A 12330-nucleotide genomic window follows, 5' to 3' on the forward strand; every position below is an offset into this window, starting at 1 on the left:
AAACGTAGAACAAGATAGCGATCGTTGCTTTTTTGCAGTGAAAAAAATCTTTAATTAAATTGAAGTTACAGCAGTTTTTGCCGTCGATTTTAATAGCAAACCATATTCTATTCCTTCAATTACTGCCTGATAGGACGCATCTAAAATATTGGTCGAAACGCCTACAGTCGTCCAGTGTTCTTTGCCATTGCTCGACTCCACTAAAACGCGGGTTTTGGCTGCGGTTCCCGAACCGCCATCTAAAATTCGGACTTTATAATCGGTTAGATAAAAATTGGCGATTTCTGGATAAAACTTCGCTAACGCTTTCCGCAATGCATTATCCAATGCTGATACGGGACCATTTCCTTCTGCTGCTTCCAGGATCTCTTCTCCTTTAACGACTACCTTAATCGTCGCCAGAGCATTACTATAAGGCATGTCCGTCCACTTTAACATATCGCAGTGTACTTGAAACCCTTTCACCTGAAACATCTCCAATCGCTGTCCCAAAGCTTCGCGCATCAATAATTCAAAACTCGCTTCTGCGGCCTCAAATTGATATCCTTCATTCTCTAGCGTTTTGAGGCGTTCTAGAATATGTTGGCAAGTGGCATCTTGCTTATCTAACTCGATCCCAAAACTACGTGCTTTAGACAACACATTACTCAATCCCGATTGTTCGGAGATGAGAATTCGACGTTCGTTGCCGACTAATTCCGGTTCAATGTGTTCGTAAGTAATCGGATTTCTTTGGACGGCTGAAACATGAAGTCCACCTTTGTGAGCGAATGCCGAACGTCCCACAAAAGGCGCGCGATCGTTGGGAGCCATATTGACAACCTCGCTCACTAAACGGCTAGTTGCAGTTAGTTGTGCCAGTTGCCAATCTTCGAGACAGCGATAGCCGAGTTTCAGTTGCAAATTGGGGATTAACGTACAGAGATTGGCATTGCCGCAGCGTTCGCCATAACCGTTGATCGTTCCCTGTACCATGGTCGCACCTTCTAAGACGGCTGCGATCGCGTTGGCAACCGCTGTACCTCCATCATTATGAGGATGAATGCCGAGTCGGGGAATCGTAGCTGAGTCTTCTAATAAACTTCTGACAACTTCTTTGACAACTTGACTAATTTCATGGGGAAGCGTGCCGCCATTGGTATCGCAAAAAACTAACCATTCTGCACCCGCATCCCTAGCTGCTTTGAGAGATTGCATAGCATAGTCAGGGTTGTGCTTGTAACCGTCAAACCAGTGTTCGGCATCGTAAATGACTCGCCTTCCTTGAGAGCGAAGATACGCGATCGTGTCGCGAATCATGTTGAGGTTCTCTTCGAGAGAGGTTTTCAATCCTTCAGTGACGTGGAGATCCCAGGATTTACCAACAATCGTCACCCAACGAGTCCCCGCAGCGAGAATCGCTTGCAGCATTTTATCTTCTGCGACGGGAATGTTAGGACGGCGAGTGAAGCAAAAGGCGACGACTTCAGCTTGCGTCAGGGGTTGCTCTTTTAGCTGCCAGAAAAATTGTACGTCTTTTGGATTGGCTCCGGGCCATCCTCCCTCAATAAAGGGAATTCCCATTTCATCTAGTTTTTGCGCAATTCTCAGTTTATCTTCCACAGATAGGGAGATTCCCTCTTGCTGTGCGCCATCTCTGAGAGTGGTATCGTAAAGCCAAATCTGGTTAGCAGTACTCATGAAATCGTTACAATATGTAAACTTATGTAAAGAAAAGAAACACAGTTTTTGAGAAGGTAGTCGCCAATGCCTACAGTAACAGCCCAAGGAAAAACTATTACCTGCCCTCAAGGTGCCAACTTACGCCGAGTGTTAATAGAAAATGGCATCGATCTCTATAACGGCAATGCTAAAATTATCAACTGCATGGGGATTGGCAGTTGCGGAACTTGCGCGGTAGAAATCGAAGGTGAAGTATCCGAACCTAACTGGAAAGACAAAACCAGGCGATCGCTGCCTCCCCATTCTCCTACCAAAAATCGTCGTTTGGCATGTCAAACGAAAGTGCTAGGAGATGTTCGCATCACCAAATATAATGGGTTTTGGGGACAGGGCGATCGCTACGTTTGGACACCTGAAGAAACAGTCGAACAATAATAATTTAGACTCCTAAAAAACTGCTAGGAAAATCTACTTGCGATCGTAGGTTATCCTGGCAGTTCAACAGGAATTTCTTCAATTCTTATTCACAATAGAGAGAGAATTAAGCGGCTTTCTGGCGATAATTCGGATCTAACCAACACACAGGAAGCGATTCACCCGACGGAAACATTAGCTCCGATTTCATAAAGGTTTCAGGTTCTTGCAATTCTTCCCCACAGTGGTATCTTCCTATAATCTGGTTTTGACACGGATCGTACAAGTTTTCTATCGTGAGAACTTCTACTAACTCGCCATGAGGCTTATGTATTAAGAACATATACCCTCCTTTATTATCGACCCTTGACATTTCTGGTATAACACAAATACCTACGAGAAAATGTCAAATAGTGTAAAGTAACCAAATTGTAAAAAAAATCGTGACAGAAAATCATTTTAATTTACCGTCCATCTTTCGCATTTCTTTCTTAATTCGCATTACTCTAATGAGTTTATATATTGCTTTGACTATTCCCTTACCTTTCTTGGCAAAAGTTACATCTGCTCCTGTTTCACCTCTAATTTTATGGGTGGGAATTGTTATTGGATTCATTTTCTTGTATGGAGCATTAAGCGAACGAGTTCTTCTAGATCAAGAGAAAATTCAAGTGACTTATCCTCGTTGGTTTTCTCTATTTTTTCGCAAGGGATGGTCGCTATCTTGGTCGGAAATTAAGGATTTAAAACTGCGTACTACCGGACAAGGCGGATTGGTTTATTACTTCGTTACTCATGGGGCAGATCAAGCGTATTTATTACCAATGCGAGTGGCAGGATTTGCTCGTTTGGTGAAAATCGTTGAGGAAAAAACGGGGATCGGTACTACCGATATTCGTCCGCTATCGCAACCTTGGATGTATTTGATTTTGTTGGTGTTTACTTTGTTTTTATTGCTGATAGATGGGTGGACGATTTGGACGGCGACGACTCAAATCTGAGCTAGATAAATTGTAGCGATCGCAAATAAGTTTTGTTATCCAAAATTGGATTAGTAGGAAAACTTATCGAATGTAACACTCTCTTGGGATTAATTATAAAAAATTTTTAGATAGATTTTTGATCTTAATCTTTCTCAAGAATTTCCTATTAATCCTCTCTCTAGCTAGAAGTGCAGGGAATTATTAGCAATTAATCGGTAGTGCGAGTATCTTGCTCGCACTCGCACACCCAATAAAATTGCTACGATCGCTATTTTTTTAAAACAAATTTGATAATAATTATCATTTCGATCTTCATCAACTTTTAAACAAAAATAAAGGATCTTTGTAGCAAAATTGACATTAAAGCTATTTTTGGTAAGAGAAGATAACCTAGCTAAACCTTAAAAAGTCAATCGAGTCAAATTGGTAAGTTTAGGCAAAAATTATATTTTGCCCAATTTCTTTTTAGGGCAAAATGCTTTGGTTTCAATTATTAGCTTTTGCTCAATGATTTTTCTTTCAAAAATTTCAGGCGATTAAAAAACAATTTAGCTTGAGATAAAGTTAGCAAACCGAGGAGCAATTTCTATGCCAAAAACTCTCTTCAAAGTTGACCTAACTAAGCCCATGTACGAACAGGAATTAGTAGGTCACAACCGTTGGCATCCCGATATTCCCGCCGTCGTTTCAGTCAATCCCGGCGATGTTTTCCGCATTGAGTGCAAAGACTGGACTGACGGACAGATTAAAAATAATGACGATCCCAACGATATTCGCGATGTAAAACTCAGCGTAGTTCACGTTCTCAGCGGCCCCATTCACGTTAACGGCGCTCAACCCGGAGATATTCTCGTGGTCGATCTCCTCGACATCGGCCCCCTACCAGGAGACGAATGGGGCTTTACCGGAATTTTTGCTAGGGACAATGGCGGCGGTTTCTTGACCGATCATTTCCCCAATCCAGCCAAAGCGATTTGGGATATTCAGGGAATCTATACCAGTTCCCGACACATCCCAGGAGTTCGCTTTGCTGGCATTTCCCATCCCGGTTTGATTGGTTGCGCCCCTTCCCACGAACTGCTAGCAAAGTGGAACGCGCGGGAAAGGGCATTGGTAGAAAAAGGAGGTCCTCCCTGGAAGCCGCAGATTCCACCTCTAGCTGCCCTGCCCAACCCAGAAAATGCTATTCTGGGTTCGCTTAAAGGGGCAGAATTCGATCGCGTAGCGGCAGAAGGGGCACGTACCGTTCCGCCTCGCGAACACGGCGGCAACTGCGATATCAAAAACCTCTCGAAGGGATCGCGCATTTATTTTCCGGTTTATGTAGAAGGCGCGAAACTCTCGATGGGAGATATCCATTTCTCTCAGGGAGACGGAGAGATTTCTTTCTGCGGCGCGATTGAAATGGCAGGTTATCTCGACCTCCATGTCGATCTCATTAAAGGCGGCGTAGAAAAATACGGCATGGTTAATCCCATTTTTAAACCGGGACCAGTGGAACCTCGCTACTCCGAGTATTTAGTCTTTGAAGGAATTTCTGTAGACGAATTTACCGGGGAGCAATATTATTTAGACGCTCACGTTGCCTATCGCCGCGCTTGTTTGAACGCGATCGAATATTTGAAGAAATTTGGCTATACGGGAGAGCAGGCATACTTACTCCTCAGTTGCGCGCCTGTAGAAGGTCGAGTCAGCGGCATTGTCGATATTCCCAACGCTTGCTGTACCCTAGCCCTGCCAACAGAAATTTTTGACAAGAATATATTGCCAACTTAGAAACTAAGAGCGTATCTTATGCCACTTTATGAGTTTCGGTGCGATTCCTGCGGAGAGTTTGAAGCTTGGCGCACGATTGCCGAACTGAGCGAACCCGTGCAATGTCCCAGTTGCGAGGGAGTTGCCAAACGCATTTTCTCGCCTCCTAATATCAATTTAAACGTCGGTAGCTTCCAAGCGAAGCAGGGAAATGTCAGGGAACCCAAGTTAGTCAAGCGAGAGCGAGAACCCGAAAAACCCAAGTATCAAAGTCCCCAAAGCGGACGACCTTGGATGATCGGTCATTCTCCGTCGAGGTATTAAAATAGTGCCTCAATCTCCTCGGCAGCATTCGGCAATCGAGCGGTTAAAACTTCCGTCCCAGATTCCGTAACGAGGACATCATCTTCGATACGAATTCCCCGCACGTCTCTAAACCGTTCTAAACGCTGCCAATTGACGACATCTCGATATTTAGCGCGAAATTCGGGGGAATTTAGAATGGCAGGAACTTGGTAAAATCCAGGCTCTATGGTGATGACCATCCCCGGACGTAGGGGGCGATCCAATCTTAAATAGCTTAAACCAAAGCGATCGCTCCTCGTTCTCCCTGCCTCATATCCAGCTAAATCGCCCAAATCTTCCATATCGTGGACATCTAAGCCCAAAAGATGACCGATACCGTGGGGAAAAAACAACGCATGAGCGTCCATCTCCACTAAATCAGTAGGGTTTCCCCGCAAAATGCCCAACTCGACTAATCCTTCAGCAATAACTGAGGCAGCCAGTAAATGAATATCTCGGTACTCTACCCCAGGACGCATTTTTTCAATACAAGTGTCGTGCGCCGCCAAGACCACATCGTAGATATCGCGCTGGGTGGAAGAAAACTTTCCCGAAACCGGGAAGGTGCGAGTAATATCGGCAGCCCAACCCATGAGCGTTTCTGCGCCGACATCGGCTAGCAATAAGTCTCCAGATTTCAAGGGGTGGTAATACCGTTCGTTGTGTAATACTTCTCCATGCACCGTCACGATACTGCTATAGGCACATTGCATGTTATGGGCAATTATTACTCCTTCCATTGCCCCTCTAACTTCCGCCTCCGTCTTTGCCCTAGCAGTTGCTTTTATTCCCGCTAGGTGAGCTTCTACCGATACGGCAGCGGCTTGGCAAATTTCTGCTAGCGCTTCGGTATCGTGGCTCAATCGCAGAGAAACAATGGCTTTGGCTAATTCGAGATCGATCCCTTCTGGTGCGTTGGCTGGCGCTACCGTTCTTGCCAACAGTTGGCATTGCTGTTGATAGGTTTTGATATCTTGCACGGCAACGGTGGCAGCATTGGCAGTCCGCGAGGCTAACTCAGCAAAAGGATAGACAGCATCCGCCCCCATTTTGGCGGCGATCTCGTCGCGTTTGGGCATTTCTCCGTACCAGAGGGCACTTTCTGGGGAAGCGTCATCGAGAAACAATTCCAGCTTGCCATTTTCTAGGCGAATGGCGGCGTTATCGAGGGGAAAACCAGCAAAATAAAGGAAATGACTGCTAGCGCGAAACGGATAGCGATTGGCAGGGAAATTGCGAGCCGGAGCGCGTCCCGACCAGAGAATAACGGGGGTTTTGACTATACAAGCTAGGCGCTGTCGTCGTTGGCGCAGGGTTGCTTGGAGAGAGTTGCTACTATCTTCAAGCTGCATCAGTTACTAGCATTACATGCGATAACAATTGTATTTTTTTATGATAGTTCTAGCTCGAGCGATCGCTACTCTAGCCCCAAAAAAGAGAGCGACCTTCTCGATCGGTTTGCTGCGATCGCGCCTAGGATAGTTATAGAAAAAAATTACTAGATAGGCATCTATGGGTCAAAAATGGGTTTGGCTAGCTTGTGGAATTGCGGTTTCGGGAACAATTGCACCCGTTTTAGCGTCAGATATCAGTACGGTAGGAGAATCGGGCATTAACGCTTATAAGTTACATCAAGATCCCTACAATTTGCTCGGTCGCAAAATCGCGATCGGGCAAGTCGAAATCGGCAGACCCGGAAAATTTGGGTTAGACAAAGCCGCGACTTGGAATCCCCCTATCCCGCTGGCTGGCGTATTCTATCGAAATAAGCAAGCCAAACCTAACGAAAATGTCGATAACCATGCGATGATGGTGGCAAACGTCATGGTCTCTCATGACAAACGTCTGCCAGGAGTCGCGCCGGGAGCTAAACTTTATTCTGCTGCCATTGGCTCTCTTACCGAAAGCGGACAGCCAGAAGAATGTCTTGCCTCTCAGCACGTCGCTCTGCAAAATGGAGGAGACGTTCGGGCAATTAATTTTAGTTTTGGGGAGTCCCTACAGCGCGATGCTAGAGAAAATGCCGTCCTCGACGGAAATGCTTTGTTAACTCAATGTATCGATTGGTCGGCGCGGGTTCACAACGTTCTCTATACGATCGCAGGAAATCAGGGAACTGGCGGCATCCCCATCCCTACCGACCATTTCAACGGCATTACCACCGCTTACACCGCCAAACGGCAAGGCAAGTTTAAAAAAGTTGACTTTGCCAACTTAAGTTCTCAACCAACGGGAAGCGGCAGCCGACTGATTAAGCGAGAAATTAATGCCGGGACGAGACGTTCCGTAAGTTTGCTCGCTCCCGGTAATAAAATTAGACTCTACGATTTAAAAGGAACCATCAATGAAGTCAGCGGCACCAGTTTTGCCGCGCCTCACATCACGGCATCGATCGCGCTCTTGCAGGAATATGGCGATCGCCAGTTGAGGAAATCTCGCTCGGACTGGAGTTTAGATTCCCGCCGCCACGAGGTTATGAAAGCCGTCCTGCTCAACTCAGCCGACAAACTTCAAGATAAGGGAGATGGTCTGCTGTTGGGCATGACCCGCACTACCCTGACCAAAAATAATCGCAATTGGTTGGAATCCGATGCTTACAAAGATCCGAAAATCCCGCTAGATATGGAAATGGGTACGGGACATCTCGATGCTTTTCGCGCCTACGAGCAATTTAGCGCAGGTCGGTGGAGTCCTCAAAATCCCGTTCCGAGCCGGGGTTGGGATTATCGCACGGTGGCGGCTAATGGCGATCGCGATTACGTTCTAGAACAACCTTTAAAAGCCAATAGCTTTGTCTCGATTACTTTGACCTGGAATCGCCTGGTAGAACTCAACGATGCTAATAACAATAAACAGTACGATATCGGAGAGGATTTTCGCGATCGCGGTTTGAATAACCTCGATATCTATCTCATGAGCGCCGATGAAACTAACACCGCTAAAAGTACCTGCGCGTCAATCAGCGATGTCGATAGTGTAGAACATATTTTTTGTCCCATTCCCAAGTCCGGGCGTTACAAAATTCGCGTCAGCTATCGCCAACAGGTCAATGAAGGTACTCAACCTTACGCCCTCGCTTGGTGGACGGTAGCGGACGAGTGACTAGAGTTGTTAAGTAGGTACACAAAATTAATTCCCCAAAATCTTGTAGGGGCGGGTTTAGGGAAAAGCCTTGCCACTCAACAACCATTAGAGTTATATCAAAACCCGCCCTGCCCGTGTAATTAATTGTGTTTATGCACTTATCAGCGATCGAGTCAATAGTCCTTATAATTTTTTAGGAGCAAATAATAGAGTTCCCCGCTATGATTGATTAATCCAGCGCGATCGCCCGCCACTTTTCCAGTCCCCATAAAAATATCTACTCGTCCCATGCCTTTAATCGCGCTTCCAGTGTCCTGATCGAGTACGTAGCGACTGACAAGGGGCATTCCTGAATCGCCCTTCCAAGCGGCAGAGGGAATTCGCGTGCGGATCAATGCTAAACTGCCAGGCGGCATGAGCGATTTATCGGTAGCAATGGAACGTTCGGCAGTGACGGGAAGTCCCAGACTGCCTTTAGCGGGCGCACCATGAGTTTCTTTAAAGAACACAAATCGGTCGTTTCTGGGTAAATATTTATCGAGTTCTTGGGGATGGTCTTTGAGATAATCGATGACTACAGGCAAGCTTAACTCTTCTGGCTTAAAAATCCCTTCTTTAATCAGTTCTTTGCCGATGCTGGTATAAGGATAATCGGTGCTTTCATCATAGCCGACGCTCATCGTTCGACCGTCTGTAAGCTGAAGTTTTGCCGACCCTTGAATGTGCACTAAATAGGCTTCCAAGCGATCGCGCAGCCAAACCAGTTCATATCCTGCTAGAGGGCTTTTATTGCCCAACAAACCATCTTTCCCTTCCAATTCGGCACGAGTTGGATGGGGTTTAGACCAACTCGAAAAGTTAGATGGCTTTCGATAGAGTGGATAGCGAAACTCGGCAGTAGGTTTGCGACTGGCGCTATAGACAGGCTCGAAATAGCCTGTAAAAGTAACCGTACCGCGATCGTCATTGCCTACCGACTGATAAAAGACGAATTCTTTTTGAACGGTTGCTTGTAATTCCCTTGGCGTGCGAGACTTTACCAACAACTCGCGAAAACGGAGCAGAGAACGACGAACGCGATCGCGGTTAATTCCCGGTATGGGATAATTTTGATACGCCTTGACAGCAGCATTGCTCTCTAGATAGCGCAAGCTATGGTCGATCGCTCTCAGCATTGCTCTCCAATCTCCAGCTTTTTCGGGACTACCCCAAAGCTGCTCGTCTAATCCTAACGTTTTATCGATCCCGTTTTGCTCGATTGGTTTTAGCGAAACTTTCCCGGCTGCCCAAAGCCAGTTAGCAGTCGAAAAAATCAGTCCCAATCCCAAACAGAGTAAGGCAATGCGTTTTTTCATGATTTTACATTGAGATTGTCTTCAGAATTTTAGTCGAGAGCTGAAGACAATCCAAAATCCAAAGACGCAATAATTTTCAATCGCGTTCCACGCTTCCGAAAAAGATTGGTTCTACCCGAATTGCCACAACGGTAGAAGGACGTACCACCATGTATTCTCCCTGAACGTTTTTAATTGGTATGTTCATAAAATCATGGGAATCTGATTTTGGTACTAGCTCGTTGCTATACCATTTCTGAAACTCTTGAATGCTGGTAAAACGAACTTCTTCTCGATGGCCGCTAGATAAGAAAAGATGAATCGCGTATTCGTCAGGTTTTCTTGGCATGATAATTCGATTTAATTCTTTAAGACTATTATCGGCGACTAATAATGCAAATTAAACCGTTGCAGTAGAGTTTTCAGCATCGAAGGCAAAGTTTTGTTCAATTCAGTCGCTGTCTTAAAGATAAGCTGTTGGTGCTGGGGTAAGTCGAAGGAAAACTTGCCAATTAAATCTGGACGTTCCATTTGCACCAGCAAAATTTGACCGGCTCGCTTGCTTTCGAGTGCGTAACCCAATTCAACGCAAACGAGAGGGCTTAAAATTAACTGGGGTTGTCTTTCTTGGGGAATGCTGGTTATCGGCGTTCCATCGGCGATAAATAATAAACTTTTGCGAATTTTACGCAATTGAGTCTCGCTTAACCGCACGGTCGTATCCGTAGAACGTAGGGATTCTTCTAAAGTTATCGGAAAACGCGATCGCCGATTGAAAGTTTCTATGGCTTCTGCAAGTGCCGAACGCAAAGCCTCGCTGGCTTGAGGGTATTCATTTTGGCAGCTCAAAAAGACTATTGGTTCTAACCAAGCCGAAATGTCCTGTTTAGTAAAGTAAATTTCGTGGGAGAGAAGATCGATATTTGAGATAACATAGCTGCCACTTCCCTCAATATAAAACTCGACCAGATTTCCTTCGAGATAGCGTTGAAACCAAACCGATTCTTGTATCGCTTGAGCGTCGTCCAAAAAATCAGCCCGCATTCCTGATTTGAGGAGGCTATTTCGGCTCAGACGCAGATCGTGAGGTCGTTTGACAATTTCCTTGATTGGCGCGTAATGCTCCAGATACCAGGCTTTGAGCGCAATAATCGCCATAGTTTAAGGAGTTTCCTCTAGCTGAGATAAAAAACGGTACTTAGGAATCTTAGCAATAAGCGCTGATATCCTCACCACATTCATCAGCCAGATAGCAAAGAGCGCGGAAACGGAGTGCCATTAAATCTTCGTAGAGAGGGTTAATTTTGCACAAGGGAGGAATGTTGGCAATCGTGCGACCAAATAGCCGAATTTTACGTGCAAAAGGACACCGAGCGGGAATGAGACGACAAATGCGATGCGCTAACTTGGGGCGATCGATTTCAATAGAATTCAGCCGCATCCGCAGAGGTTTGAGAAGATCGACGCTTTTCCAGCTAAAAGAGCGTTTGGCGTTTGTTTTAGTCTTTGCGAGATCGTTTTCAATCCAACCGCTTAAAACTATAGACTTCGTGCTAGTATTGTTTAAACTCATCTTCGCTTAATACGCTTAATACTCTTGTTGACTAGGAACAAAACAAAACTATCTACTTGATAGCTACACAAACCCTTGTAAGTATTTCCGATATTTCTGACTCGAACTATAAGAAACTTCTAAGAGCCTAGGTATATTGTGACAACTGCATCTACTAAATTGGTTCCTTCTTTAGAGATAACACGCAATTTTTGTCTGAAAAGCGTCCGCATGTAAGACTGACATTTAGACAATGACGAATTGCGATGTTCGTTGCCCAACAGAGAACTCATCTCTAGTTGCTATCATCATCTCTCCTATGGAGTAATAAATTCGTCAGCAAGATCGCCTAATTTTCACGCGGCTCGTTTTTAGCTCTGCGCAATTATACTTATATCATTTCTAAAAAAGAAGGCTACAGATGCTCAATGAAAAAGCCTTACACCCAGAGCTGCTGACTAATTGCAAACTGATAATTGTGAATTGTGAATTGGTATTACCTCGACTTGACAAAGCCCAAACCAAGCAGCGCAAGCAGTAACCCCGTATCAGTAACCCCGTATCAAAGATTGAAAAAATACCGAAAAAAGTGGGCGAGCTTGGCTCGCCTAACAAATTTACTTGCCCATTCCTAACTGTTGAGCTTTTTGATAAACTTTGCCCTCCGTCAGCAATGAAGGCGCGATGACTACCTCTACTTGCTGCATCTCCTTCATATTCTTCGCTCCCAAGGTTCCCATACTGGTCTTGAGGGCACCTAAAAGGTTATGAGTTCCATCATCTAGCTTGGCAGGTCCGGTAAGAATTTCTGCGATCGTTCCCGTAGTTCCTACATTGATGCGAGTTCCGCGAGGTAGGACGGGACTGGGCGTTGCCATGCCCCAATGATACCCGCGTCCGGGCGCTTCTGCCGCTCTGGCGATGGGAGAACCGATCATGACTGCATCCGCACCGCAGGCAATACACTTACAGATATCACCTCCCGTAACGATGCCGCCATCGGCGATGACGGGTATATATTTATCTGTTTCTCGCTCAAAATCATCCCTAGCAGCAGCACAGTCTGCTACTGCTGTTGCTTGAGGCACGCCCACTCCCAATACGCCGCGAGAGGTACAAGCTGCACCAGGTCCGATACCCACTAAAACCGCCGCCGCCCCTGCTTTCATTAAATTCAATGCCACCTCATAGGTCACGCAAT

The 12330-nt window shown here is 45.6% G+C and carries 13 protein-coding genes (1 of these 13 cut by a window edge); 5 read left to right on the forward strand and 8 right to left on the reverse strand.

What is annotated here, in order from left to right; all coding sequences use genetic code 11:
• Positions 1-54: 54 nt before the first annotated feature.
• Complete coding sequence (cimA, locus tag PLE7327_RS05385; protein WP_015142850.1) at positions 55-1680, reverse strand: citramalate synthase; 1626 nt, start codon at positions 1678-1680, stop codon at positions 55-57.
• A gap of 66 nt (positions 1681-1746) precedes the next feature.
• Here cimA and PLE7327_RS05390 point away from each other — a divergent pair, with 66 nt between their 5' ends.
• Entirely contained in the window at positions 1747-2097 is a 351-nt protein-coding gene (locus tag PLE7327_RS05390) for a 2Fe-2S iron-sulfur cluster-binding protein (RefSeq protein WP_015142851.1), read from the forward strand.
• Between the two features lie 106 nt (positions 2098-2203).
• Here PLE7327_RS05390 and PLE7327_RS23155 read toward each other — a convergent pair whose 3' ends face one another.
• Complete coding sequence (locus PLE7327_RS23155; protein ID WP_015142852.1) at positions 2204-2419, reverse strand: hypothetical protein; 216 nt, start codon at positions 2417-2419, stop codon at positions 2204-2206.
• A gap of 166 nt (positions 2420-2585) precedes the next feature.
• Between PLE7327_RS23155 and PLE7327_RS05395 the strand changes: the two genes are divergently transcribed.
• From PLE7327_RS05395 to PLE7327_RS05405, 3 genes are all read left to right on the forward strand, one after another.
• On the forward strand, positions 2586-3077 hold the full coding sequence (locus PLE7327_RS05395; protein ID WP_071880637.1) for a hypothetical protein: 492 nt from the start codon (positions 2586-2588) through the stop codon (positions 3075-3077).
• A gap of 570 nt (positions 3078-3647) precedes the next feature.
• Complete coding sequence (gene fmdA / locus PLE7327_RS05400) at positions 3648-4835, forward strand: formamidase (RefSeq protein ID WP_015142854.1); 1188 nt, start codon at positions 3648-3650, stop codon at positions 4833-4835.
• Between the two features lie 18 nt (positions 4836-4853).
• Positions 4854-5138: an FmdB family zinc ribbon protein gene (locus tag PLE7327_RS05405; protein WP_015142855.1), complete on the forward strand. Its 285-nt coding sequence runs from the start codon at positions 4854-4856 to the stop codon at positions 5136-5138.
• Here PLE7327_RS05405 and PLE7327_RS05410 read toward each other — a convergent pair.
• Positions 5135-6511, reverse strand: coding sequence for an aminopeptidase P family protein (locus PLE7327_RS05410; RefSeq protein WP_015142856.1), 1377 nt, complete (start codon positions 6509-6511; stop codon positions 5135-5137). The genes PLE7327_RS05405 and PLE7327_RS05410 overlap by 4 nt on opposite strands.
• Positions 6512-6671: 160 nt before the next feature.
• Here PLE7327_RS05410 and PLE7327_RS05415 point away from each other — a divergent pair, with 160 nt between their 5' ends.
• The gene (locus tag PLE7327_RS05415) at positions 6672-8261 is read left to right on the forward strand and encodes a S8 family serine peptidase (RefSeq protein WP_015142857.1); all 1590 of its coding nucleotides are present in this window, start codon (positions 6672-6674) and stop codon (positions 8259-8261) included.
• Positions 8262-8416: 155 nt separating this feature from the next.
• Here PLE7327_RS05415 and PLE7327_RS05420 read toward each other — a convergent pair whose 3' ends face one another.
• The 5 genes from PLE7327_RS05420 to PLE7327_RS05440 all read right to left on the reverse strand — a co-directional run.
• Positions 8417-9598: a murein transglycosylase A gene (locus PLE7327_RS05420; RefSeq protein WP_015142858.1), complete on the reverse strand. Its 1182-nt coding sequence runs from the start codon at positions 9596-9598 to the stop codon at positions 8417-8419.
• 76 nt (positions 9599-9674) lie between these two features.
• Positions 9675-9926 carry a hypothetical protein gene (locus tag PLE7327_RS05425; protein ID WP_015142859.1) on the reverse strand — a complete coding sequence of 84 codons (252 nt, stop codon included), beginning with the start codon at positions 9924-9926 and terminating at the stop codon, positions 9675-9677.
• Between the two features lie 38 nt (positions 9927-9964).
• Positions 9965-10735 carry a hypothetical protein gene (locus tag PLE7327_RS05430; RefSeq protein WP_015142860.1) on the reverse strand — a complete coding sequence of 257 codons (771 nt, stop codon included), beginning with the start codon at positions 10733-10735 and terminating at the stop codon, positions 9965-9967.
• 49 nt (positions 10736-10784) lie between these two features.
• A complete protein-coding gene (locus tag PLE7327_RS05435; RefSeq protein ID WP_015142861.1) occupies positions 10785-11150 on the reverse strand; it encodes a Mo-dependent nitrogenase C-terminal domain-containing protein in 366 nt (121 codons plus the stop codon).
• A 596-nt stretch (positions 11151-11746) separates the two neighbouring features.
• Positions 11747-12330, reverse strand: partial view of a GuaB3 family IMP dehydrogenase-related protein gene (locus PLE7327_RS05440; RefSeq protein WP_041392833.1) — the 3' portion only. It continues 580 nt past the right edge of the window; the window shows 584 of its 1164 coding nt (coding positions 581-1164); its start codon lies off the right edge, out of view — the gene reads right to left on this strand; it ends in the stop codon at positions 11747-11749.

The organism is Pleurocapsa sp. PCC 7327 (assembly GCF_000317025.1).
Taxonomy (GTDB): Bacteria; Cyanobacteriota; Cyanobacteriia; order Cyanobacteriales; family Microcystaceae; genus Hydrococcus.